The organism is Erwinia sp. 009765445 (assembly GCF_058137865.1).
The window spans coordinates 171,696-195,566 of the sequence record NZ_JBYUWC010000003.1 but is presented as its reverse complement, the minus strand read 5'-3'; the positions used below and the strand labels follow the sequence as shown (position 1 = coordinate 195,566).

Genomic DNA, 23,871 nt, shown 5'->3' with positions numbered 1-23,871 from the left:
GAAAATGCCAAAACGTACCGACATAAAAAGTATCCTGATCCTTGGTGCTGGCCCGATTGTGATCGGTCAGGCCTGCGAATTCGATTACTCTGGTGCCCAGGCCTGTAAGGCGCTGCGCGAAGAGGGTTACCGCGTTATCCTGGTGAACTCCAACCCGGCCACCATCATGACCGACCCGGAAATGGCCGATGCCACCTACATCGAACCGATTCACTGGGAAGTGGTGCGCAAAATCATTGAGAAAGAGCGTCCGGATGCCGTACTGCCAACCATGGGCGGCCAGACTGCACTGAACTGTGCGCTGGAACTGGAACGTCAGGGCGTGCTATCCGAGTTCGGCGTTACCATGATCGGTGCCACCGCAGACGCAATTGATAAGGCTGAAGATCGCCGCCGTTTCGACGTGGCAATGAAGAAAATCGGTCTGGAAACCGCGCGTTCTGGTATCGCACACAATATGGAAGAAGCGCTGGCGGTTGCAGCTGATGTTGGCTTCCCATGCATTATCCGTCCTTCCTTTACCATGGGCGGCACCGGCGGCGGTATTGCTTACAACCGCGAAGAGTTTGAAGAGATTTGTGAGCGCGGGCTGGACCTGTCGCCAACCAACGAGCTGCTGATTGATGAATCTCTGATCGGCTGGAAAGAGTATGAGATGGAAGTGGTGCGTGACAAAAACGACAACTGCATCATTGTCTGCTCAATCGAAAACTTCGACGCCATGGGTATCCACACCGGTGACTCGATCACCGTAGCGCCAGCCCAGACCCTGACCGATAAAGAATATCAGGTGATGCGTAACGCTTCGATGGCGGTGCTGCGTGAAATCGGCGTGGAAACCGGCGGGTCTAACGTGCAGTTCTCTGTTAACCCGGCAAACGGCCGTCTGATCATCATCGAGATGAACCCACGTGTTTCCCGCTCTTCCGCTCTGGCATCGAAAGCGACCGGTTTCCCGATTGCCAAAATCGCTGCCAAGCTGGCGGTAGGCTACACGCTGGATGAACTGATGAACGACATCACCGGCGGCCGCACTCCAGCGTCATTCGAGCCTTCCATCGACTACGTTGTGACGAAAATCCCTCGCTTCAACTTCGAGAAATTTTCCGGTGCTAACGACCGCCTGACCACCCAGATGAAATCTGTCGGTGAAGTGATGGCTATTGGCCGTACCCTGCAGGAATCAATGCAGAAAGCGCTGCGCGGCCTGGAAGTGGGTGCTCACGGGTTTGACCCGAAAGTGGACCTGAACGATGCGGAAGCGCTGACCACCATCCGCCGTGAACTGAAAGATGCCGGTTCAGACCGTATCTGGTACGTAGCCGATGCCTTCCGTGCAGGGATGTCGGTAGATGGCGTCTTCAACCTGACTAACATCGACCTCTGGTTCCTGGTGCAGATTGAAGAGCTGGTTCGTCTGGAAGAGCAGGTGGCCCGCGAAGGTATCAACGGCCTGACGGCTGACTTCCTGCGTACCCTGAAGCGTAAGGGCTTCGCCGATGCGCGCCTGGCTGTGCTGGCGGGTGTTGCCGAATCTGAAGTGCGTAAGCTACGTGATCAGTACAATCTGCATCCGGTTTACAAACGTGTAGATACCTGTGCGGCTGAATTTTCCACCGATACGGCATATATGTACTCAACCTATGAAGAAGAGTGCGAAGCGAATCCGAACAGCGACCGTGAAAAAATTATGGTACTGGGCGGTGGCCCGAATCGTATCGGCCAGGGTATCGAATTTGACTACTGCTGTGTGCACGCCGCTCTGGCGCTGCGCGAAGACGGTTACGAGACCATCATGGTCAACTGTAACCCTGAGACGGTTTCTACTGATTATGACACTTCCGACCGCCTGTACTTCGAGCCGGTCACGCTGGAAGACGTGCTGGAAATCGTCCGTATTGAGAAGCCTAAAGGCGTGATCGTTCAGTACGGCGGACAAACTCCGCTGAAACTGGCCCGCGAACTGGAAGCCGCCGGCGTGCCGGTTATCGGCACCAGCCCGGATGCGATTGATCGTGCGGAAGATCGTGAACGCTTCCAGCAGGCGGTGGACCGCCTGGGCCTGAAGCAGCCAGAAAACGCCACCGTGACCGCGCTGGATCAGGCCGTTGAGCGTGCAACCAAAATCGGTTATCCGCTGGTGGTGCGCCCGTCTTACGTCCTGGGCGGCCGCGCGATGGAAATCGTTTACGATGAAATCGACCTGAAGCGTTACTTCCAGACTGCGGTTTCCGTTTCAAACGATGCTCCGGTGCTGCTGGATCGCTTCCTGGATGACGCGGTGGAAGTGGACGTTGATGCAATCTGCGACGGCGAGCGCGTGCTGATTGGCGGCATCATGGAACACATCGAGCAGGCTGGCGTTCACTCCGGTGACTCCGCTTGTTCTCTGCCAGCTTACACGCTGAGCAAAGAGATCCAGAACGTGATGCGTCAGCAGGTTGAGAAGCTGGCTTTCGAACTCTGCGTACGCGGCCTGATGAACGTGCAGTTTGCGGTGAAGGATAACGAAGTTTACCTGATTGAGGTGAACCCACGTGCTGCCCGTACCGTCCCGTTTGTTTCCAAGGCGACCGGTGTACCGCTGGCTAAAGTGGCTGCCCGCGTGATGGCTGGTAAAACACTGGCCGAACAGGGGGTGACTGAAGAAGTCATCCCGCCATATTACTCGGTGAAAGAGGTCGTTCTGCCGTTTAACAAGTTCCAGGGCGTTGACCCCATCCTGGGTCCGGAAATGCGTTCTACCGGTGAAGTGATGGGCGTGGGCCGCACCTTCGCAGAAGCCTTTGCTAAAGCGATGCTGGGCGCGCAGAGCAACATGAAGAAAACAGGTCGTGCGCTGCTGTCAGTGCGTGAAGGTGATAAGAAGCGCATTGTGGATCTGGCAGCCAAGCTGCAGAAACTGGGCTTTGAGCTGGATGCCACTCACGGTACCGCTGTGGTGCTGGGTGAGGCGGGAATCAATCCTCGCCTGGTGAACAAGGTGCATGAAGGTCGTCCGCACATTCAGGACCGTCTGAAAAACGGAGAGTATGCCTATATTGTTAACACCACGGCAGGTCGTCAGGCGATTGAGGACTCCAAACTGATTCGCCGCAGTGCGCTACAGTACAAAGTGCACTATGACACCACTCTTAACGGCGGTTTTGCTACCGCGATGTCGCTCAATGCTGACCCAACCGAGAAAGTGATCTCGGTGCAGGAAATGCATGCGCAGATTAACGGCTAAGTCAGCCTGAAAAATTATCCCCGCTCCGGCGGGGATTTTTTTGGCGCGGCGGCCATCCGGCTGAAAGATATGTGACCTTAACGGCAGAGTGTATGGAAACAATCCCTTACCATTCAGCCTGGTAACAGAGTTTACCTGCTGAGCGCGGACTGATTTGCGCACTGTTTATAATGATAAGGAACGAATAATGAAAAAAATCTTACTGGCCACGCTGACCTGTGCGGCTGTCTGGCCTGCTTTTGCCACACCTGATGTCACCACCAATCCTGATGTCTTCTTCCTGAAAGAATCCCAGTCATTCGACAGTCTCGCCTTACTTCCACCCCCACCGGCGGGCGACAGCATCGATTTTCTCAATGACAAAGCTCAATATGACGCGGCTAAATTAATGCGGGATACGCCGCGCGGTAAGCAAGCGTGGAAAGATGCGCACGTGGCAGGCGACGGCGTTGCAGAAGCTTTCTCAGAAGCTTTCGGGCATGCCATCACCAAAGAAAAAACGCCGGAAATTTATCGCCTGGTAAAAAAAATGCGTGAGGATGCAGGCGATCTGGCGACCCGAAGTGCAAAGCAGCACTATATGCGTATCCGGCCCTTCGCTTATTACAATGAACCTACCTGCCGCTCTGATGAGGAGGCTACCCTCTCCAAAAATGGCTCATATCCTTCCGGGCATACCACGATAGGTTGGGCAACCGCGCTGGTGCTGGCGGAGATCAACCCGGCCAGACAGGATACGATCCTCAAACGGGGTTACGATCTGGGGCAGAGCAGGGTGATCTGCGGTTATCACTGGCAGAGTGATGTCACGGCGGCACGGATTGTAGGCGGTGCTATTGTGGCCCGCTTGCATGCCGATGAAGGTTTTACTCAGCAGCTGCAGAAAGCCAAAGAGGAGTTTAAAAAGCTGCCTGCCACCTCGTCATAACGTATTGATAAAGGCGGCTTTCTGGCCGCCTGATTTTTCCTTTCATCAGTTCATTGAAGATATTGCATTTTTTCATGGCTCCCTTCCTGCAATAAAGTTTTCCAGCAAACTGGCCGCCCCGGGTTTTGTGTCAGGGGCGACATGAGGATCAGGAGAGGGCGACTTTGATCCCCAGTGCAATCAGCACGCCGCCGAGCAGTTTGTCGATCAGCTTCTGGGCTTTCGCCAGGCCGCGACGCACCGGGGCGCTCTGGATCAGGAACACCAGCATCGGCCACCACAGGGATGAGAGGCCAAGAATAATTCCGGCATACCAGATTTTTTCTCCCAGACCAGAGTTGACGTTCAGCACCTGGGTAAACATCGCCAGGAAAAACAGCGTTGCTTTCGGGTTCAGCAAGTTACACAGGTATCCCTGCATGAAAGCCTTCTTCAGTGAGGTGGATTCTGGCTCAACAGCGCTGAGATTCATTTTACTGTTACCGCGTGACAGTAGCGCCTGCACGCCAACATAGATCAGATAGGCCGCACCGGCATATTTCAGTAGCATAAACAGCCACGGCGTGGTGGTGATCACCACCGCGAGGCCCGCCACGCAATATGCCATATGGGTAGCCACGGCGCAGTTCACGCCAAGTGCCGTCATCAGGGCCGCGCTCCGGCGATAGCGAGCGGCGTTTTTGATGATCAGAAAGAAGTCGGGTCCGGGCGAAAGCATCCCCAGGGCCGCGATGGTAGCGACGAATAAACTGGTTTCTAACATGGTATTTTCTGTATCAACTAAAATAGGGAAGTTTAGCAGGAAGCTGTGTTTATTTTAGCGTGAAGTGCAGACAAAAGACATGTAAACACGAGCGTTAAGAACCTTTACGCATTTCCCGGAGCTTTGCTATCGACGAAACTTTCACCTTTCCGTATGATGGCGCCAATTTTACACCTGTTGAGTATTTCAGATGATAAGCCTTATTGCGGCGATGGCCGCCGACCGCGTTATTGGGATGGAAAATGCCATGCCGTGGCACCTGCCAGCCGACCTTGCCTGGTTTAAACGCCAGACGCTGAACAAGCCAGTCGTGATGGGCCGCCGCACTTTTGAATCGATCGGTCGCCCGTTACCGGGCCGTCTGAATATCGTGATCAGCAGCCAGAAAGGCGAAGCTGAAGGGGTGACCTGGGTGACCTCGATTGATGATGCTCTGCGCGCTGCGGGAGAGGTTGAAGAGATCATGGTGATTGGCGGTGGACGCATCTATGAACAGCTGTTGCCGCGTGCTGACCGGCTGTATCTGACCCACATTGATGTGGAAGTGGAAGGGGATACGACCTTCCCCGATTACGAACCTGACGAGTGGCAGTCAACCTTCAGTGAATTCCGCGATGCGGATGAAAAGAACAGCCACAGCTGCTTCTGGGAAATCCTGGACCGCCGCGAGGCATAAAAAAACGGTACCTCAACTGTCTGACCTCTTGAGGTGCCGTTCGTTATCTTGCCCACTTATTACTCTTTGACTGACCGTTCCCGGTTAGAGGGCTGAACAAACCACGCTTTATCTTCCCAGCGCAGCATAGTCATCGACCCTCCCCAGCAGCACCCCGTATCCAGCCCGAGAATGCCTTCCGGCGTCCCTTTGCCTTCCAGCGAGGCCCAGTGCCCGAATACAATAGTGTATTCACGGGAAACCGGTCCGGGAATGGTGAACCACGGCTTTAACGGCGGTGGCGCAGACTCCGGCGTATCTTTACAGATCATATCCAACTGACCGTTGGGGAAGCAGTAGCGCATTCTGGTTAGTGCATTGGTACTGAAGCGTAGGCGAGCCAGGCCGCTGAGTTCAGGAGTCCAGTTGCTGGGCATATCGCCGTACATGGCATCCAGAAACAGAGGATAAGTATCGCTGGACAGCACGGCTTCTACTTCACGGGCGCAGGCCTGTGCCGTTTTCAGATCCCACTGTGGCGTGATCCCGGCATGGGCCATCACCAGCTTTTTCTCTTCATCAACCTGCAGCAAAGGCTGGCGACGGAGCCAGTTAATCAGCTCGTCAGCATCTTCAGCTTCAAGCAGCGTGGTCAGGCGATCTTTCGGTTTATTACGGCTGATCCCCGCAAAGACGGCCAGCAGATGCAGATCGTGATTACCCAGAACGATCTTCACCGCCTCGCCGAGTGAGCGAACAAAACGCAGGACTTCCAGTGAGCCGGGGCCGCGTGCGACCAGGTCGCCAGTCAGCCACAGCGTATCCTGCTCAGGATCGAAATCAACCTGCTTCAGCAGGGACTGCAGTTCATCGTAGCAACCATGAATGTCGCCAATCAGATAAGTACTCATCAATCTGTCCGGAGCTGAGCTGCAAGGCCGCAAAGGGCCAGCCGCTGGAGATAATTAGTGGATATGGCTGGCGATAGCCAGCCTGAACACCGGGATCTCAACCTGGAAGGTTTTCCCCTCGCTGTCGATCATTTCGTAATGACCCTGCATGGTGCCCATCGGCGTCTCGATCACCGCGCCGCTGGTGTACTGAAATTCGCCGCCGGGCTGGATGAGGGGCTGTTCGCCGACCACACCTTCTCCCTGCACTTCTGTTTCACGGCCGTTGCCGTTAGTGATCAGCCAGTAACGGCCCAGCAGCTGCACGGCGGTACGCCCCAGATTGCGGATTGTGATGGTGTATGCAAAAACGTAGCGGTCTTCATCCGGAACAGACTGTGACGGAATCCAGGCACTCTGCACCTGTACACAAACACGGGGCGTATCAATCATACGTTAGTTCTCCTGCGGCTGTGGATGCGCAGTCAGCCAGTTAGCCAGCTGGCAGTATTGTGCCACGGAGATGTTTTCTGCCCGCAAAGTCGGATCGATATTCATCTCCTGCAGGGCCTCCAGCGAGAACAGGTGGCCGAGGCTGTTGCGCAGCGTTTTGCGACGCTTACCAAAAGCTTCAGTAGTGATCCTGCTCAGGGTGCGAATGTCCTGTACCAAATGAGGAATGTTGGCATGAGGTACCAGACGCACCACGGCGGAGTCCACTTTTGGCGCCGGGGTAAAGGATTCAGGCGGTACTTCCAGGACCGGGATCACCTGACAGTAGTACTGTGCCATTACCGTCAGGCGGCCATAGGCTTTGCTGCCTGGCCCGGCAACCAGACGGTTAACCACCTCTTTCTGCAACATGAAGTGCATATCGCGGATCGCATCAGTATAGCTGAAAAGGTGGAACATCAACGGGGTAGAGATGTTGTAAGGCAGGTTTCCAAATACGCGCAAGGACTGGCCTTTCTCTCGGGCTAATTCCGCGAAGTCAAAGGTCATGGCATCCTGCTGGAAAATGGTCAGCTTCGGCCCCAGAAAAGGGTGGGTCTGCAAACGGGCCGCCAGATCGCGGTCAAGTTCGATGACCGTCATGGCGTCCAGACGCTCGCCAACCGGTTCGGTTAACGCCCCCAGACCGGGACCGATCTCAACGACCGCCTCGCCGGACTGCGGATGAATAGCGGAGACGATGCTGTCGATAATGTACTGGTCGTTAAGGAAGTTCTGTCCGAAACGTTTGCGGGCAAAGTGGCCCTGATGGACGCGATTATTCATTACTGCTCTTGATCATGGTGATGGCGAGGTTAAGCGCCGTAACAAAGCTCCCCGCATCAGCGTGGCCCAGGCCAGCCAGCTCTAAGGCGGTGCCATGGTCAACGGAGGTGCGGATAAAGGGCAGGCCGAGGGTGATATTCACCGCGCGACCGAATCCCTGATATTTTAGCACCGGCAGGCCCTGGTCGTGATACATCGCCAGAACCGCATCGGCATGCTGCAAATATTTTGGCTGGAAAAGCGTGTCCGCAGGAAGAGGACCGGTCAGCTGCATCCCTTGCTGGCGCAGTTCATCCAGCGCAGGAATGATCACATCGATCTCTTCCCGGCCCATATGGCCGCCTTCTCCCGCATGGGGATTCAGGCCGCAGACAAAAATATGCGGTGTTGCGAGGCCAAATTTGCTTTTCAGGTCGGCATGCAGGATGCCGATCAATTCGTGCAGGCTTTCGCGGGTGATGCTGGCTGAAACATCCTTCAGCGGCAAATGCGTGGTTGCCAGCGCAACACGCAGCTCCTCTGTCGCGAGCATCATCACCACGCGCGAACAACTTGCGCGATCGGCAAAGAATTCCGTATGGCCGCTGAACGGGATACCGGCATCGTTGATCACGCCTTTATGCACCGGGCCGGTGATCAGCGCGGCAAATTCGCCGTTCAGGCAACCGTCACAGGCTCTTGCCAGCGTTTCCAGCACATAATGGCTGTTCGCCACGCACAGTTCACCGGCTTTGACCGGCTGCGGGGTGGCTACGGGCAGCACCGTCAGCGTACCGGCCGCCTGAGGCTGGGCGGCAACGCCGGGCTGATATTCCCGTAGCGTCAGGGGTAAACCCAGCTTTGCCGCACGTTCGCGCAGCAAAGCTGGATCGGCACAGATCACCAGTTCAACTGGCCAGTCGTGCTGGGCCAGTTGCAGGGTGACATCAGGACCAATCCCGGCAGGTTCGCCGGGAGTGATTACCACGCGCAGATTACTGAGCATTGACATCCAGAATTTTCACGTAGGCCGAGGCACGCTGTTCCTGCATCCAGGTCTGCGCTTCTTCAGCAAACTTACGATTGAACAGCAGGCGGTAAGCGCGTTCTTTCTGCGCCGCATCTGTTTTATCAACCTGACGGGTATCCATCAGCTGAATCAGATGCCAGCCAAAGGAAGAGTGAACCGGGCTGCTCATCTGGCCTTTTTTCAGCTTCAGCAGTGCATCGCGGAAGGCCGGGTCAAAGACTTCCGGAGAGCTCCAGCCCAGATCGCCGCCCTGGTTCGCAGAGCCAGGATCCTGAGAGAGTTCTTTCGCCGCCTGAGCAAAGGTGGTTTTGCCACTGTTGATATCAGCCGCAACCTGAGCCAGTTTCTGACGCGCCTGATCGTCGGTCATTACCGGCGATGGCTTCAGCAGAATGTGACGGGCATGAACTTCAGTCACCGAAATGCTCTGGTTGTCACCACGTACATCGTTAACTTTCAGAATATGGAAGCCAACGCCGGAACGGATTGGGCCAATGATATCGCCTTTTTTAGCGGTCACCAGCGCCTGAGCGAACAGGGAAGGCAGCTCCTGTATACGGCCCCAACCCATGTTGCCACCCTTCAGCGCCTGCGGATCGGCGGAGTAAGTGATCGCCAGTTTGCCGAAATCACCGCCGCTTTTCGCTTCGCTGACCAGCTGGTTAGCCAGTTTTTCCTGATCGTCGACCTGCTGCTGAGTCGGGTTTTCCGGCAGGGGCAGCAGAATGTGGCTGAGGTTCAGTTCGGTAGAAGCATTGTTCTGTGAAGAGACCTGCTTCGCCAGTGAATCCACTTCCTGCGGCAGAATGGTGATGCGGCGGCGCACTTCGTTGTTACGCACTTCGGCAATCGTCATCTCTTTGCGGATCTGCTCGCGATAGGTAGCATAGTTCATGCCGTCGTAAGCCAGGCGGCTACGCAGCTGATCTACGGTCAATTTGTTTTGTTGGGCGATATTAGCAATCGCCTGGTCGACCTGAGCATCCTGAATCTGGATGCCGCCCTGCCTGGCCATCTGCAGCAGAATGTTATCCATCACCAGACGTTCAACCACCTGGTGGCGCAGGGTTTTATCATCAGGAAGCTGCTGGCCAGCTTCCTGAGCCTGACTTTTCACCGACTGCACCATGCCGTCGACGTCACTCTCTAATACCACGCCGTTGTTGACCACAGCGGCGACTTTATCAACTACCTGCGGGGCTGCAAACGCGGTGCTGGCTGTCAGCGCTGCACCAAGGATCAGCATTCTCCAGTTCTTCATACTTTTTCCATTCTTCTATCCGCACTGCGGGTTTGCATACTATTTATCACAACATCAGAAGGAGCGCTGATAAGGCAGGATGCCCTGACGCAGCATTTCACCGGTGCCCAGGCTGTAAGACGGACTCAGGCCCCGAAGCTCAATGTTGAATGAGATTTTGTTGTCGTAATTACTTTTGCTGTTAAGGGTATCCCAACTGGTGATTTTACGTTCGTATCCCAGACGGATCGCATAACAGCAGGAACTGTACTGCAGGCCAAGCAACTGATCGGCTGGTTGTTTCGCTTTGGTATCGTAATACCACGCGCCCACCACTGACCAGGAATCGGCAATCGGCCAGCTGGCTGTTGCACCCACCTGCGAGATCCCCTGTTGGTAGCCAGGGTTGGTAATCTGGCTCAGCGTCTGCTGAATGTATTCCGGGCTGGTGTAGCGGTAGTTCAGCTGCACCATACGGTCTGCATCACGACGATATTCCAGTACCGCACTTCCTTGCGACACTTCGTTCAGGCTCGTGTCGTACTGCACACCACCGCGGGCATTCCAGCGATCGCTAATCTTCCAGTAAGTGTCACCTGCCCACTCAATGCTGCCGCGATCGTCGGTGTCTGCGGTCTCCAGTCCGGTACGGGATGGAGTAAACGAGTAGATTTGACCCACAGAAGCATTAAAACGTTCAACCAGATCGTTATCAAATATTCGCGTGGTCACGCCGCTGGTGATCTGGTTGGCGGAAGCGATACGATCCAGACCACTGTAAGTGCGATCGCGGAACAGGCCGGTAAAGTCACTTTGCAGCAGAGTGGAGTCGTAAGCGCGGATATCACTCTGGTCGCGATAAGGGATATAGAGGTACTGTAAACGTGGTTCCAGCGTCTGCGTGTAGCCCGGTGACCAGTCCATATCGCGGTCGAAGACCATCTTGCCGTCGACCTTGAACTGCGGCATGACGCGGTTAACGCTGCTTTTCAGCTGGTTAACTTTGCTGGTGTCCACGTTCTCGTTCCAGTAGTCGATATCATCCTGCTGGTAATGAGTGGCCAGCAATTTCGCTTCGGTATTCAGGCTGCCCCAACGGTTAGCCAGCGGCAGGTTAATCGTCGGTTCCAGGTGCAGACGGGTGGCATCCGGATACTCTTCGTTAACGTTGGTGAATTTCACCGCCTGAGCGTACAGATGGGTATCGAAAGGACCGACATCGTTCTTGTAGTAGTTGAAGTCGAACTGCGGCTCAGCGCGATAAACATCGTTACTGGACTGAGTGGAGAAAATCTGGAACTGCTTGGTTGATAACGTTGCATCCCAGTTTTTCTCGGCATAGCCCACGCTGAATTTCTGCGTCACATAGCCATCGGTGGAGTTGGCATACGGCGAATCCAGGTCGGTGAAGTAATAAACATCACTGACCTTGGTGTAGTCGACGTTGAAACGCCAGTGTTGATCGTAGACGCCGGAGTGCCGCCAGAAGAACATCCAGCGGTCAGAATCTTTGTCGTTAGTGAGACCACGGGCGGCGGCATCTTTGGTGTACTGGTCATCTGATGGCAGATAATCAAACTCCATCAGGCCGGCACCGGCTTTGGTCAGATAGCGGAATTCGTTCTGCAGCTGCAGGCCACGATTACTCATGTAATGCGGCGTGATGGTGGCATCGGCCTGAGGCGCAATGTTCCAGTAATAGGGCAGTATGAACTCAAACCCGTTGGAACTGCCATATTTGGCATTTGGGATCAGAAAACCGGAGCGGCGACGGTCGCCAATGGGCAGTTGCAGATACGGGCTGTACAGCACCGGTACTGCGCCAATTTTAAAGCGGGCGTTCCAGATTTCGGCCACCTGCTCTTCGCGGTCTTCAATCACCTCTGTCCCCGCCACGCTCCAGCTGTTATCGCCAGGCAGACAGGAGGTAAAGGTACCGTTTTCCAGAATGGTGTAGCGGTTTTGCCCGCGTAGCTTCATCTGATCGCCAGTACCACGGCCCTGACGGCCAACCATTTGGTAATTGCCATCCCAGACGTTGGTGTCTTTGGTGTTGAGGTTGGACCAGCCTTTCGGACCTTTCAGGATGACCTGATTGTCGTCATAGTGCACATTACCCAGCGCGTCGACGGTGCGTACCGGCGTGGTTTCGCCCGGCTGCAGCTTCTGGTGCAGTTGCACTTCATCGGACTGCAGGCGGCTGTTGCCCTGTTCTATGTCAACCTTGCCCGTGAATACGGCGTTGTCAGGATAATTGCCTTTAGCGTTATCCGCGTTGATCGTTACCGGCAGCTGGTTAGTATTTTTTCCCTGCACCAGAGGACGGTTATAGCTTGGGACACCCAGCATACACTGCGATGCGAGGTCGTCGGCCAGACCCTGCTGGCTGTATAGCGCTGTACCGATAAGCGTGGCCAGCAAAGTAGGTAATCGTTTTTTCATACGCGGTATCGAAAATTCCGTGATAGCTGGCATCATGCCGACAAACGGTCAGAGACTAACGTACTCAACTGCGTTGCGCTAGTGTTATACCCTTCATCTTTCAAATTGAAGATGTGAAAATGGTTGGGTAACGCCTGATGGTTTGACCGCGTTGCCGTTAGGCTCTGAGATAAATGACAGGTATGATAATGCAATTTTTAGCCTTCAGCATGGCGAATTGAGGAGTATATGCGCTATTGGGGAAAAGTAATTGGGCTTGTGCTGGGTTTGTTAAGCGGCACCGGCTTTTGGGGGTTAGCGTTTGGCCTGCTGATTGGCCACCTGATTGATAAGGCGCGGGCGGTCCAGGGACAGGGCTATTTCACCAATCAACAAACCAGACAAACGCTGTTTTTCCGCACCACTTTTCAGGTTATGGGCCATCTGACCAAATCGAAAGGGCGGGTGACCGATGCGGATATACAGATGGCTTCCCTGCTGATGGATCGCATGCAGCTGCACGGTGAAGCCAGAACCTCAGCCCAGCGCGCGTTTCGTGAAGGGAAAGAGGGGGACTATCCGCTGCGCAATAAATTGCGGGAATTACGCAGCGCCTGCTTTGGTCGCTTTGATCTGATTAGGATGTTTCTGGAAATTCAGATCCAGGCCGCGTTTGCCGACGGCTCGCTGCATCCAAACGAGAGGCAGGTGCTGTACGTGATTGCCGAAGAGTTAGGGATTTCGCGCACTCAGTTTGATCAGTTCCTGCGGATGATGGAAGGCGGCCAGCAGTTTGGCGGCGGTGGGCAGTCCTGGGGCGGTAGCGGCTCGCAGGGAGGCTTCAATCCCGGGCAGCGTGGGCCGACTCTGGAAGATGCCTGCAGCGTGCTGGGCGTGAAAAGCAGTGACGATGGTGCCACCATTAAACGTGCCTACCGCAAGCTGATGAGTGAACATCATCCGGACAAGCTGGTGGCGAAAGGATTACCACCGCAGATGATGGAGATGGCCAAGCAGAAGGCGCAGGAAATTCAGGCCGCTTATGACCTGATAAAGCGCGAAAAAGGGTTTAAATAGCATTCGATTACTGAGAAGGAAGAGCCTCTCCCTTCTCTTTATATTTATGTCAATAATCAAACGGCCGTCATATTTTATTGGCGGCTTTTTTTATTTTTATTGTCTGAAGTCATAAATTCTTTATCTTCAACCGTCGAATTTTGACTGGTTTAAAAAGGATTGACAGCCTTACTGATAAAGTTAATCGGGAAATAAATAACGCATAATATTTATAGTTTCTCGTTGAATGTTAATGCAATGTTTTAAATTGCCTGGGGGAAATATGGCTAATGATAGATACTCCTGGTTCCTGGCGTTTGCCGTCATAACGGAAATAACCGGGACTACGCTGCTGGGGTTATCCAGCGGTATGACAAACTTACTGCCTGCCGTCGGAGCGCTGACTGCCTATATCTGCTCTTATTACCTGCTGACACGGTCCCTGAAAAAAATTCCGATTGGCCTTGCTTATGCATTATGGTCAGGCGCAGGCATTGTCGCCACTTCACTGATTAACCGCTTTCTGTTTGGTGCCGCGCTGAGCCTGGCAGGTATTTGCGGCATGATGCTGATTATTTCGGGCGTGTTAGTGATTAATTTGCTCGCAAAAAGTGAGGAAGACATCCCTTCTGCGCAGGAGAATAAATCATGAGCATTACATTAGCGGGTTTCCTTTGGTTATTTTTGGCGATTGTATTAGAAGTCGTGGCTACCAGCTTACTGCCAAAAACAAATGATTTCCGTCGCGTGGGGATGACGCTTGGCGTAATAGTCCTGTACTTCTTCTGTTTCCTTTCACTTTCAAAAGCGATGGTGGTGTTATCCATTGGCCTGACATACGCATTATGGTGTGGACTGGGGATTGTGCTCATTAGCCTGGTCGGGTTAATGATCTTTCGTCAGAAGATGGATAAATACGGCATGCTCGGCATCGCTTTAATCGTCGCTGGCTGTGTGATTATGGGATTATATAAATGACTACAATTTCAGATGCTTCTCTTCTGCCAAGGATTTCGAGCCTGCGTGAACGTTATTTACAGGCCAAACCTTTTATTTCCGCCTCACGTGCCCGTGCAGTGACCGAGATTTACCGCAATTATCCTGGAATGCCGACTTTGTTGTTGCGGGCTATGGCGTTCCGTCGTGCCTGTCAGATTGCACCGCTGGTAATTGAGGATGGTGAACTGATCATCAGTCATCCTGCCGGAGCTGCCCGTGGGGGAGAAGTCTCGCCGGAAATTGCCTGGCGCTGGGTAGCCGATGAGCTGGACAGCATGTCCACGCGGGCTCAGGATCCTTACGTAATCAGTGAAGACGTTAAACGTGAACTGCGTGAAGACATTTTTCCCTTCTGGCAGGGGCGTTCTCTGGATGAGATGGCCGAAACCCAGCTTCGTCATGCCGGGCTGTGGGAGTGGAGCACCGATGACGGAATTTGCGATTTAAGCATCAAAACCCAAAATGGCGGCGGCGATACCTGTCCGGGGTACGACATTATTTTGCTGAAAAAAGGGTTGGGTGGCGTACGGGAGGAGGCGCGTGAGGCGCTGAACCACCTGTCATCAACCTGTCCTGAGGATCAGGAAAAACAGTACTTTTACGAAGCCATTATTGAAACCTGTCAGGGCGTCACTGACTATGCGCACCGCTACGCAGACTATGCGCAGCAGCTGGCACAGCAGACCTCATCTGCACAGCGCAAAGCTGAACTGGAAGCACTATCGGCTATCTGCCGTCGCGTGCCTGAACATCCGCCGGCAAACTTTCACGAAGCTCTGCAGGCTATCTGGTTTGCCCAGTCACTGTTTATTCTTGAAGAGAATCAAACCGGCATCTCGCTTGGCCGCGTGGATCAATACTTGTGGCCTTTACTGGAAGCGGATCTGGCTGCGGGTCGCCTGACTCTGGAGCAGGCAGAAGAGCTGTTGTGCTGTTGGATGATCAAAATGTCCGAATGCCTGTGGATCTGCAGTGCTTCTTCGGCGATGTATTTTGCGGGCTATCAGCCTTTTGTCAACCTGGTGGTTGGTGGGCAAAAACGTGAGGGTGGCGATGCAACCAATCCTCTTTCGCTGCTGATTATGGACTGCTCACGCAAGCTGAAAATCTATCAGCCCAGCCTGGCGGTGCGTATTCATAATCAGTCACCACAGCCTTTTATGCGTAAAATTGTTGAAGTGATCCGCGCGGGGATTGGTTTCCCGGCCTGCCATTTCGATGATGCCCATATCAAAATGATGTTGCGTAAAGGATTCGATTACGAAGATGCCCGCGATTATTGCCTGATGGGCTGTGTGGAGCCACAGCGTTCCGGCCGCATCTATCAGTGGACCTCCGTTGGATATACCACCTTCACCTGTGCGATTGAACTTGCCCTGAATAACGGCAGGACCGCCAGTGGTTCTCAGGTTGGGCCGCAGAGCGGTGAGCCGCATACGCTGACCACTTATGACGCTTTTGAATCCGCAGTGAAACAGCAGCTCAGTCATGTTGTGCATCAGGCAGCCCGGGCGACGCTGATAGTGCAGAAGCTGCACAAACGTCTGGCACCAAAACCCTTCATCTCCTGCCTGGTGGAAGGCTGCGTGGAACAGGGCAAAGATGTGATGCACGGCGGAGCGATGGTGAATAATGGCCCTGGCCTGATCTGGACCGGCATGGCGGATTATGCCAATGCGATGATGGCGATGCGCGAGCTGGTCTACCGCCAGCAGCAGGTCACTCCGGAGGAAATGGTACAGGCACTGAACGATAATTTTGAGGGACATGAGGCGCTGCATTTAGCCTGTAAGAACGTGGCAAAATTCGGTAATGATATTGAAGAGGTTGATCTGATTGCCCGCGATCTGATCCGTTTCATTGAAAATGAACACCGGCAGTATCAAATGCTCTATGGGCCGTTTACCCACGGCACATTGTCAATTTCTAACAATACGCCTTGCGGCATGGCGACAGGCGCACTTCCCAGCGGACGTCTGGCTGGAATGCCGCTGGCGGATGGCATCAGTCCTTCTCAGCAAACGGACTTCGCCGGTCCGACAGCCATCGTGAATTCCGTTGGCCGCATCAATGTTGAAGAGATGGAAATCGGCATGGTGCATAACTTCAAGTTACTGCATGGCATTCTGGATACGATGGAAGGTGAGCAAGGGTTAATTACCCTGCTGCGCAGTGCCAGCATGTTGGGCAACGCCCAGATGCAGTTCAGCTATGTGGACAATGAGACACTGCGCAAGGCCCAGGAAAACCCGGAGCAGTTTCGCAATCTGATGATCAGGGTGGCAGGTTACAGCGCTTTCTTCGTCGAACTCAGCCGCGAGGTTCAGGATGAAATTATCAGCCGCACCCAGCTTGGCCATTTCTGAGGCTGCTATGACCAAAGGTACGGTGTTTAATATTCAGCGTTTTTCCCTGCATGATGGCCCCGGTGTTCGCACCGTGGTCTTTCTGAAGGGGTGTCAGATGGCCTGCGCATGGTGTGCGAATCCAGAGAGCCTGGCGGTGCATCCCGAGGTCTTATTCGACAGCTCACGCTGTGAAAAAGTGCAGTGCTGGCAGGCTTGTCCGGGCAAACAAACCACCCAGCCTGACAGGAGCCTCTGCGCAGGCTGGCCTGTCGATGGGGCCTGTCCTGCTGCGGCAATACGTAACATTGGCAGCAAGCTTAGTGTTGAGGAAGTGATGCATGCGGTGACTGCCGATGAGCTTTACTATCGTACTTCCGGTGGCGGTATGACGCTCAGCGGCGGCGAAATGGCGATGCAGCCTGAGTTTTCACGGGCGCTGCTGCTGCGGGCGAGGCAGGAAGGTATCCACACGGCTGTGGAGACGTCCGGTTTTGCGCCCTGGTCTGCTGTGTGGCAGGCGTGCGAAGCCAGCCAGCTGATTCTGTATGATATTAAACTGGCCGATGAAACGCTGCACCAACGCTATACCGGCGTAAGTAATCGCAGCATCCTGAATAATCTGAAGAAGTTGTTACAGCAGGGCATACCGCTGCGCATCCGTATCCCGGTTATCCCGGAAGTGAATGACGGTGAGGAACAAGCTCACAAGATGATGGCGCTGATTGCGACGATGGTGAATGGGCAGCGCAGCTTCCAGGGGATCGATCTGCTGCCTTATCATAACTTTGGAAATCGCAAATATTACCTATCAGGTAAGAGCTGCCGTTTTGAAGAGATGCACCCCGATCATGGTAAGCCACAAATGGAGAGGATGGTCAGTGCCGCGCATCACTACGGTTTAACGGCCAACACCTTGTCTCACTGCATTGGCTGACGGAGCCCGGGTCTAAAAATCCGCAGGCTGCCGGAAGGTCATTGGCGTCTGGTACTGCGGATGGGTGATGGTCAGCATTTCGGCATGGAGTTGCAGGCGCGAGGCCATTGCACGGGCGCGGTCATGGGCATAGAAGTTGTCGCCCAGAATCGGGTGGCCCAGCGCCAGCAGATGGACTCTGAGCTGATGGGAACGGCCGGTAATCGGCTTCAGCAGCACCCGGGCGCTGTTGCCGGCTTCATACTCCAGCACTTCATACTCAGTCTGCGCGGCTTTGCCCGTCTCAAAACACACCTTTTGCTTTGGCCGGTTCGGCCAGTCGCAAATCAGCGGTAAATCAATCATCCCTTTATCTTTCTCAGGGTGTCCCCACACGCGCGCCACGTAAGTTTTTTTGGGTTCGCGTTCACGGAACTGCCGTTTAAGCTCACGCTCGGCCGCTTTGGTCAGTGCCACCGCAATGACGCCACTGGTTGCCATATCCAGCCGGTGTACAGATTCCGCCGCAGGAAAGTCGCGCTGGATGCGTGTCATGATGCTGTCTTTGTGATCCTCAAGACGGCCTGGCACGGACAGCAGCCCGCTGGGCTTGTTGACCACGATAATATGTTCATCCTGATACAGAATATGTAGCCAGGGATCCTGCGGGGGGTTATAGGGTTCCATCTTCCTGCCTGTCAGGGTAAGGGCCAGCCGCCCCATGAATGTTTACTGATGCGTGACGACAATCAGACGCAGCGCATCCAGGCGCCATCCTGCATCGTTCAGCGCGGCCAGCACCTGCTCGCGGTTGCTTTCCAGCGCGTCAATCTCATCCTGGCGGATGTTCGGATTGACGGCGCTGAGGGCATCCAGCCGTGACAGCTCGGCGCTGAGCTTTTCATTCGCTTCCTGACGGGCGAGATCGATCAACTTGCGGGCTTCTTCCGCGGCCTGATCTTCCGCCAGTTTCAGAATGGCATGCACGTCCTGCTGCACTGCGTTGACCAGTTTGCTGCCGGTGTGACGGTTAACCGCATTCAACTGGCGGTTGAAACTTTCAAACTCAACTTTACCGGCCAGGTTGGTGCCCTTGCGGTCAACCAGCATACGTACCGGCGTTGGCGGCAGGAAGCGGGTCAGCTGCAGGTGTTTAGGGGCCTGTGCTTCAACCACATAAATCAGCTCAACCAGCAGGGTGCCCACCGGCAGCGCTTTGTTTTTCAGTAGCGAAAGTGCACAGCTCCCGGTATCGCCGGAGAGGATCAGATCCAGCCCGTTACGAATGATCGGATGCTCCCAGGTCACATACTGGGCATCCTCACGGGACAGCGCCTGGCCGCGATCGAAGGTGATCGTACAGCCATCTTCGGGCAGTCCCGGGAAGTCCGGCACCAGCATATGATCGCCCGGCGTCAGCACGATCAGGTTGTCGCTGCGATCTTCCTGATTGATGCCGACGATATCAAACAGGTTCAGCGCGAAATTGACCAGTTCGATGTTGTTATCCTGTTCGCCGATTTGTTCAGCAAGCTGTGAGGCTTTTTCGCCGCCGTTGGAGTTCAGTTCCAGCAGGCGATCGCGGCCCTGCTCCAGCTGGCTTTTCAGCGCATCATGCTGTTTGCGGCATCCGACGATAAACTCGTCCAGGCCCTGAGGGTTTTCCGGCGCTGCCAGATACTCGATCAGCTGCGGATACACTTTGTCATAGACTGCGCGACCAGTCGGACAGGTATGCTCAAACGCATCCAGCCCTTCGTGATACCACTGCACCAGCACTGACTGGGCGGTTTTCTCCAGATACGGCACGTGGATCTGAATATCGTGCGCCTGACCGATACGATCGAGACGACCAATACGCTGCTCCAGCAGATCCGGGTTAAAGGGCAGATCGAACATCACCATCTGGCTGGCGAACTGGAAGTTGCGGCCTTCGGAACCGATCTCCGAGCAGAGCAGAACCTGCGCGCCATCTTCTTCAGAGGCGAACCAGGCCGCCGCACGGTCACGTTCAATAATCGACAGGCCTTCATGGAATACGGCAGCACGGATGCCTTCGCGCTCGCGCAGCACCTGTTCCAGCTGCAGGGCCGTGGCGGCTTTAGCACAAATCACCAGCACCTTGTGCTCGCGGTGGCTGGTCAGGAAGCCCATCAGCCACTCAACGCGCGGATCAAAGTTCCACCAGGTGCCGCTGTCGCCTTCAAATTCCTGATAAATCTGTTCCGGATAGAGCATATCGCGTGCGCGCTCATCGGCAGCTTTACGCGCGCCCATGATACCGGAGACTTTGATCGCTGTCTGATACTGCGTTGGCAGCGGCAGGCGGATCTGGTGCAGCTCACGTTTCGGGAAGCCCTTCACGCCGTTACGGGTGTTACGGAACAGCACGCGGCTGGTGCCGTGTCGGTCCATCAGCATGCTGACCAGTTCCTGTCGGGCTTCCAGCTTACCTTCGCGATCGCTGTTAGCGGTCTGCAGCAGCGGTTCAATGTCCTGCTCGCCCACCAGGTCGTTGAGCAGGTTCATTTCCTGGTCGCTAATCGCTTTATCAGCCAGCAGGCCAGCTACCGCGTCTGCTACCGGGCGGAAATGCTGCTGTTCTTCCACAAAGGCAGCGAAGTCGTGGAAACGGTCCGGATCCAGCAGGCGCAGACGGGCGAAATGGCTCTCCATTCCCAGCTGCTCCGGCGTCGCGGTCAGCAACAGTACGCCGGGAATCTGTTCGGCCAGCTGCTCAATCACCTGATATTCACGGCTTGGCTGACCCTCTTCCCATGCAAGGTGGTGCGCTTCATCGACGATCATCAGATCCCAGGATGCATCGGCCAGCATTTCCAGGCGCTGTTTGTTACGACGGACGAAGTCCAGCGAGCAGATCACCAGCTGTTCCGTCTCGAAGGCGTTGTCGCTGTCCAGCTGTGCCTGCACATAGCGGTCGTCATCAAACAGTGCGAAGCGCAGGTTAAAGCGGCGCAGCATCTCAACCAGCCACTGGTGCTGCAGCGTTTCCGGCACGATAATCAGCACTCGATCGGCACGGCCTGCCAGCAACTGCTGGTGGAGAATCATCCCGGCTTCGATAGTTTTCCCGAGGCCAACTTCATCCGCCAGCAGAACGCGGGGAGCGTGGCGACGACCGACATCGTGGGCGATATGCAGCTGATGCGGGATCAGGCTGGTACGCATTCCACGCAGGCCGCTGATCGGCAGGCGATATTGCTCGCTCTGATATTTGCGGGCGCGAAAGCGCAGGGCGAAACGATCCATACGATCCAACTGACCGGCGAACAGGCGATCCTGCGGCTTGCTGAACACCAGCTTGCTGTCGAGCATCACTTCACGCATCACCACGTCGGTCTCTTCAGTATCCAGACGGGTGCCCGTATAAGCCACCAGGCCATTTTCGTGACTGACATCGGCAACGGTTAGCTGCCAGCCTTCATGGCAGGTAATGGTATCGCCCGGATTAAAGATCACACGGGTTATAGGAGAATCATTTTTAGCATAAAGACGGTTTTCGCCGGTGGCGGGGAAAAGCAATGTCACCATGCGCGTATCTACCGCGACCACGGTTCCCAATCCCAGTTCGCTTTCCGTATCGCTGATCCAGCGTTGACCAAGTGTAAAAGGCATAGATATTCGGCTCGATTCTCTCAGAGGTTATAGCAGGCAATAGCACTTCCGCCCGGCAATGACTGCCCGGCAGAAAAATTCAGATCGTCAGGAAGGGCGCTATGGTACTGGAAGGCAACGCATTCGTCACCTGTCAAAAAAGCCCCAACTGACCTGTTACCAGTGTAGCAAAGTCATCCTGCAGGAAGGGGAGTATCCCGTCAGCAACCGGCTGAAGCTGTTTCGACAGGTAATGGTCGTAGTCAAGCGGCGTGATGCGGGCCTCCAGCGGTTCAGGACCGGAAGTGGCCATCACATAGCGAATTTTCCCGCCATTCTGATACTGCAGCGGCCGGCCCAGTTTCTGATTTTGCTCATCGGCAATACGCGCAGCTCGCACGTGGGGTGGGACATTACGCTGATAATCGTCCAGCGGACGGCGCAATCTTTTACCGTAGGTCAGCTGGCTGTCCAGCTCGCCATCCAGCAGTTGGCGCACCGTTTCGCGGATAAACTCCTGATAAGGCTGGTTTTTAAAAATCTTCAGATACAGCGCCTGCTGAAAGTTTTGCGCCAGCGGTGTCCAGTCAGTTCGCACCGTCTCCAGGCCTTTAAAGACCATCCGCTCTTTTTCGCCTTCGCGGATCAGCCCGGCGTAACGTTTTTTACTGCCCTGTTCCGCACCGCGGATCGTTGGCATCAGGAAACGGCTGAAGTGGGTTTCATATTCCAGCTCCAGCGCGCTTTCCAGCCCGTACTCCTGCTGCAAATGCTCGCGCCACCAGCTGTTGACCTTCTCCACCAGACGGCGACCAATGACGGCGGCGCTCTCTTCATCATGTGCGGTTTTCAGCCAGACAAAGGTGGAGTCGGTATCGCCATAGATAACGTCATACCCTTCGGCCTCCACAAGCTCTTTGGTCTGGCGCATGATTTCGTGGCCGCGCAGGGTAATGGAGGAAGCGAGCCGGGGATCGAAGAAGCGGCAGGCGCTGGTGCCCAGCACGCCATAGAAGGCGTTCATAATGATTTTCAGCGCCTGTGAAAGCGGCTTATTACCCTGTTTCCTGGCCGCTTCACGGCCCTGCCAGATCTGGCTGACAATTTCCGGCAGGCAGTGACGGGTTCGTGAGAAGCGTGCACCGCGAAAACCGCTGATCGAATCGGCATCATCAGGATGCGCCATGCCCTCGACCAGCCCGACCGGATCGATCAGGAAAGTACGAATTATGGAGGGATAGAGGCTTTTGTAATCCAGCACCAGCATGGAGTCATACAGGCCGGGGCGGGAATCCATCACGTAGCCACCCGGGCTGGCTTCCGGGGCAACTTCACCCAGCCCGGGCGCGACAAACCCGGCGCGGTGCATACGGGGCAGATAAAGATGGCCGAAAGCGGCAACCGACCCGCCGTGGCGATCTGCTGCCAGCCCGTTGACCGTGGCCCGCTCCAGCAGGAACGGCATCAGCTCGGTGTGCTGGAAAATGCGCGTAACCAGCTCGCAGTCCTTCAGGTTATACAGAGCCAGTGCCGGTTTGTTTTCTGCAAAACGCTGGTCGATCTCCTGCATTCTGTCCCACGGATTATCGATGGCCTTACCTTCACCCAGCAATTCTCGTGAGACCGATTCCAGACTAAATGAGTCAAAATTCCAGAAGGCGGATTTCAGCGCTTCAATGCCGTCGATAATCAGTCGGCCGGTAGCCTGAGCGAAGAACACACCGGGCTTGAAGCCATGCTCACGCCACTCCAGCACCTCATGATTGCGGCCAAGACGCAGCGGGATGCCGTAGCGATCCGCATGCTTTTGCAGCATCCTCAGATCGAACTGCACCACATTCCAGCCAATCAGCACGTCAGGATCGTGCTGCTCAAACCACGTGTTAAGTTTTTCCAGCAGTTGCGGGCGACTGGAAACGTATTCCAGATTGAAGTCCAGCCCGCTGGCGTCGCCATTTTCCGGGCCGAGCATATAGACATCGCGCTGGCCGCAGCCCTCCAGCCCAATGCAGTACAGCTCGCCGTGGCGGGTGGTTTCAATATCCAGCGATACCCATTTCAGCGGCGGCCGGTACTCAGGATTAGGCTTGAGGCGGGCGTTGATCAGACTGTGGCCGGCAGGCTGGCCGCTGAACCACACCGGAGAAGTGATAAAGCGTTCCATCAGAAAACGTTCCGGTGGGCGGATATCCGCCTCAAAGACCATCACGCCGTTTTCGCGCAGCAGCTTCTCCAACTTTTGCAACTGACGGTACTGTTTGCAATAGAGACCCGCCACGGGACGCTGGCGAAAGTCTTTCAGCTCAAGCGGGACCAGCCGGTAATGGCGCTCCTGTTTCAGCAGAGCTTTAACCTGCGGCAGAGACTCCTGGGGAATAAAGGCGACCGACTCCTGTGGCGGCACCACCACGCGCTGCGGACCGGCATCAGTCGCCAGCCACAGCACCACTTCGGTGCCTGAAGGAGTATCCCGCCAGTGGCGGGTGAGCAGAAAGCCTGCGCGTGCGTCGTTCACCTGTGATCCTTA

Annotated in this window: 18 protein-coding genes; 8 read left to right on the top strand and 10 right to left on the bottom strand. The window is 55.1% G+C overall.

Annotated features, from left to right (window positions below):
- The first annotated feature begins 4 nt into the window (after positions 1-4).
- Both carB and AC3Y5R_RS04330 read left to right on the top strand, forming a co-directional pair.
- Positions 5-3,229, top strand: coding sequence for a carbamoyl-phosphate synthase large subunit (gene carB, locus AC3Y5R_RS04335; RefSeq protein WP_489920304.1), 3,225 nt, complete (start codon positions 5-7; stop codon positions 3,227-3,229).
- 187 nt (positions 3,230-3,416) lie between these two features.
- Positions 3,417-4,157: an acid phosphatase gene (locus AC3Y5R_RS04330; RefSeq protein ID WP_489920303.1), complete on the top strand. Its 741-nt coding sequence runs from the start codon at positions 3,417-3,419 to the stop codon at positions 4,155-4,157.
- 148 nt (positions 4,158-4,305) lie between these two features.
- Here AC3Y5R_RS04330 and AC3Y5R_RS04325 read toward each other — a convergent pair whose 3' ends face one another.
- Positions 4,306-4,920, bottom strand: coding sequence for a LysE family transporter (locus AC3Y5R_RS04325; RefSeq protein WP_158781875.1), 615 nt, complete (start codon positions 4,918-4,920; stop codon positions 4,306-4,308).
- Positions 4,921-5,110: 190 nt separating this feature from the next.
- Between AC3Y5R_RS04325 and folA the strand changes: the two genes are divergently transcribed.
- Positions 5,111-5,596 carry a type 3 dihydrofolate reductase gene (gene folA, locus AC3Y5R_RS04320; protein ID WP_158781874.1) on the top strand — a complete coding sequence of 162 codons (486 nt, stop codon included), beginning with the start codon at positions 5,111-5,113 and terminating at the stop codon, positions 5,594-5,596.
- Between the two features lie 59 nt (positions 5,597-5,655).
- Here the strand turns inward: folA and apaH are convergent, their stop codons facing one another.
- Genes apaH through lptD form a run of 6 tightly spaced genes read right to left on the bottom strand, consistent with a single transcriptional unit; the run spans position 5,656 to position 12,470 of the window.
- Complete coding sequence (gene apaH / locus AC3Y5R_RS04315) at positions 5,656-6,486, bottom strand: bis(5'-nucleosyl)-tetraphosphatase (symmetrical) ApaH (protein WP_489920302.1); 831 nt, start codon at positions 6,484-6,486, stop codon at positions 5,656-5,658.
- 54 nt (positions 6,487-6,540) lie between these two features.
- Positions 6,541-6,918 (bottom strand): Co2+/Mg2+ efflux protein ApaG, encoded by a 378-nt coding sequence (gene apaG / locus AC3Y5R_RS04310; protein ID WP_489920301.1) that lies wholly within the window; start codon positions 6,916-6,918, stop codon positions 6,541-6,543.
- 3 nt (positions 6,919-6,921) lie between these two features.
- Positions 6,922-7,743 carry a 16S rRNA (adenine(1518)-N(6)/adenine(1519)-N(6))-dimethyltransferase RsmA gene (gene rsmA, locus AC3Y5R_RS04305; protein WP_489920300.1) on the bottom strand — a complete coding sequence of 274 codons (822 nt, stop codon included), beginning with the start codon at positions 7,741-7,743 and terminating at the stop codon, positions 6,922-6,924.
- A complete protein-coding gene (gene pdxA / locus AC3Y5R_RS04300; protein ID WP_489920299.1) occupies positions 7,736-8,728 on the bottom strand; it encodes a 4-hydroxythreonine-4-phosphate dehydrogenase PdxA in 993 nt (330 codons plus the stop codon). Before pdxA ends, rsmA begins: the two co-directional genes overlap by 8 nt.
- Positions 8,718-10,013 (bottom strand): peptidylprolyl isomerase SurA, encoded by a 1,296-nt coding sequence (gene surA, locus AC3Y5R_RS04295; RefSeq protein WP_158781869.1) that lies wholly within the window; start codon positions 10,011-10,013, stop codon positions 8,718-8,720. The genes pdxA and surA overlap by 11 nt, the downstream gene beginning before the upstream one ends.
- Positions 10,014-10,067: 54 nt before the next feature.
- Positions 10,068-12,470 carry an LPS assembly protein LptD gene (gene lptD, locus AC3Y5R_RS04290; protein WP_489920298.1) on the bottom strand — a complete coding sequence of 801 codons (2,403 nt, stop codon included), beginning with the start codon at positions 12,468-12,470 and terminating at the stop codon, positions 10,068-10,070.
- Positions 12,471-12,662: 192 nt separating this feature from the next.
- Here lptD and djlA point away from each other — a divergent pair, with 192 nt between their 5' ends.
- From djlA to AC3Y5R_RS04265, 5 genes are all read left to right on the top strand, one after another.
- A complete protein-coding gene (gene djlA / locus AC3Y5R_RS04285; RefSeq protein WP_489920297.1) occupies positions 12,663-13,490 on the top strand; it encodes a co-chaperone DjlA in 828 nt (275 codons plus the stop codon).
- A 262-nt stretch (positions 13,491-13,752) separates the two neighbouring features.
- The gene (locus tag AC3Y5R_RS04280) at positions 13,753-14,121 is read left to right on the top strand and encodes a DMT family transporter (protein ID WP_489920296.1); all 369 of its coding nucleotides are present in this window, start codon (positions 13,753-13,755) and stop codon (positions 14,119-14,121) included.
- Complete coding sequence (locus AC3Y5R_RS04275) at positions 14,118-14,447, top strand: DMT family transporter (protein WP_489920295.1); 330 nt, start codon at positions 14,118-14,120, stop codon at positions 14,445-14,447. Before AC3Y5R_RS04280 ends, AC3Y5R_RS04275 begins: the two co-directional genes overlap by 4 nt.
- Positions 14,444-16,834, top strand: a complete 2,391-nt coding sequence (cutC, locus tag AC3Y5R_RS04270) for a choline trimethylamine-lyase (protein WP_489920294.1) — start codon at positions 14,444-14,446, stop codon at positions 16,832-16,834. The genes AC3Y5R_RS04275 and cutC overlap by 4 nt, the downstream gene beginning before the upstream one ends.
- 7 nt (positions 16,835-16,841) lie before the next feature.
- Positions 16,842-17,750, top strand: a complete 909-nt coding sequence (locus AC3Y5R_RS04265) for a glycyl-radical enzyme activating protein (protein ID WP_489920293.1) — start codon at positions 16,842-16,844, stop codon at positions 17,748-17,750.
- 12 nt (positions 17,751-17,762) lie between these two features.
- On the opposite strand, the gene rluA is transcribed toward AC3Y5R_RS04265, so the two are convergent.
- The 3 genes from rluA to polB form a co-directional block, all read right to left on the bottom strand.
- The gene (gene rluA / locus AC3Y5R_RS04260; protein WP_489920292.1) at positions 17,763-18,416 is read right to left on the bottom strand and encodes a bifunctional tRNA pseudouridine(32) synthase/23S rRNA pseudouridine(746) synthase RluA; all 654 of its coding nucleotides are present in this window, start codon (positions 18,414-18,416) and stop codon (positions 17,763-17,765) included.
- A gap of 42 nt (positions 18,417-18,458) precedes the next feature.
- Positions 18,459-21,365, bottom strand: coding sequence for an RNA polymerase-associated protein RapA (gene rapA, locus AC3Y5R_RS04255; RefSeq protein WP_489920291.1), 2,907 nt, complete (start codon positions 21,363-21,365; stop codon positions 18,459-18,461).
- A 133-nt stretch (positions 21,366-21,498) separates the two neighbouring features.
- Positions 21,499-23,859 (bottom strand): DNA polymerase II, encoded by a 2,361-nt coding sequence (polB, locus tag AC3Y5R_RS04250; protein WP_489920290.1) that lies wholly within the window; start codon positions 23,857-23,859, stop codon positions 21,499-21,501.
- Positions 23,860-23,871 lie beyond the last annotated feature (12 nt).

What these genes read in the sequence shown, in the direction of transcription:
- surA (WP_158781869.1), bottom strand. Translation starts at nt 10,013, where the DNA reads ATGAAGAACTGGAGAATGCTGATCCTTGGTGCAGCGCTGACAGCCAGC.
- AC3Y5R_RS04275 (WP_489920295.1), top strand. Translation starts at nt 14,118, where the DNA reads ATGAGCATTACATTAGCGGGTTTCCTTTGGTTATTTTTGGCGATTGTA.
- AC3Y5R_RS04280 (WP_489920296.1), top strand. Translation starts at nt 13,753, where the DNA reads ATGGCTAATGATAGATACTCCTGGTTCCTGGCGTTTGCCGTCATAACG.
- carB (WP_489920304.1), top strand. Translation starts at nt 5, where the DNA reads ATGCCAAAACGTACCGACATAAAAAGTATCCTGATCCTTGGTGCTGGC.
- lptD (WP_489920298.1), bottom strand. Translation starts at nt 12,470, where the DNA reads ATGATGCCAGCTATCACGGAATTTTCGATACCGCGTATGAAAAAACGA.
- rsmA (WP_489920300.1), bottom strand. Translation starts at nt 7,743, where the DNA reads ATGAATAATCGCGTCCATCAGGGCCACTTTGCCCGCAAACGTTTCGGA.
- AC3Y5R_RS04325 (WP_158781875.1), bottom strand. Translation starts at nt 4,920, where the DNA reads ATGTTAGAAACCAGTTTATTCGTCGCTACCATCGCGGCCCTGGGGATG.
- rluA (WP_489920292.1), bottom strand. Translation starts at nt 18,416, where the DNA reads ATGGAACCCTATAACCCCCCGCAGGATCCCTGGCTACATATTCTGTAT.
- rapA (WP_489920291.1), bottom strand. Translation starts at nt 21,365, where the DNA reads ATGCCTTTTACACTTGGTCAACGCTGGATCAGCGATACGGAAAGCGAA.
- cutC (WP_489920294.1), top strand. Translation starts at nt 14,444, where the DNA reads ATGACTACAATTTCAGATGCTTCTCTTCTGCCAAGGATTTCGAGCCTG.
- apaG (WP_489920301.1), bottom strand. Translation starts at nt 6,918, where the DNA reads ATGATTGATACGCCCCGTGTTTGTGTACAGGTGCAGAGTGCCTGGATT.
- apaH (WP_489920302.1), bottom strand. Translation starts at nt 6,486, where the DNA reads ATGAGTACTTATCTGATTGGCGACATTCATGGTTGCTACGATGAACTG.
- djlA (WP_489920297.1), top strand. Translation starts at nt 12,663, where the DNA reads ATGCGCTATTGGGGAAAAGTAATTGGGCTTGTGCTGGGTTTGTTAAGC.
- AC3Y5R_RS04330 (WP_489920303.1), top strand. Translation starts at nt 3,417, where the DNA reads ATGAAAAAAATCTTACTGGCCACGCTGACCTGTGCGGCTGTCTGGCCT.
- folA (WP_158781874.1), top strand. Translation starts at nt 5,111, where the DNA reads ATGATAAGCCTTATTGCGGCGATGGCCGCCGACCGCGTTATTGGGATG.
- AC3Y5R_RS04265 (WP_489920293.1), top strand. Translation starts at nt 16,842, where the DNA reads ATGACCAAAGGTACGGTGTTTAATATTCAGCGTTTTTCCCTGCATGAT.
- pdxA (WP_489920299.1), bottom strand. Translation starts at nt 8,728, where the DNA reads ATGCTCAGTAATCTGCGCGTGGTAATCACTCCCGGCGAACCTGCCGGG.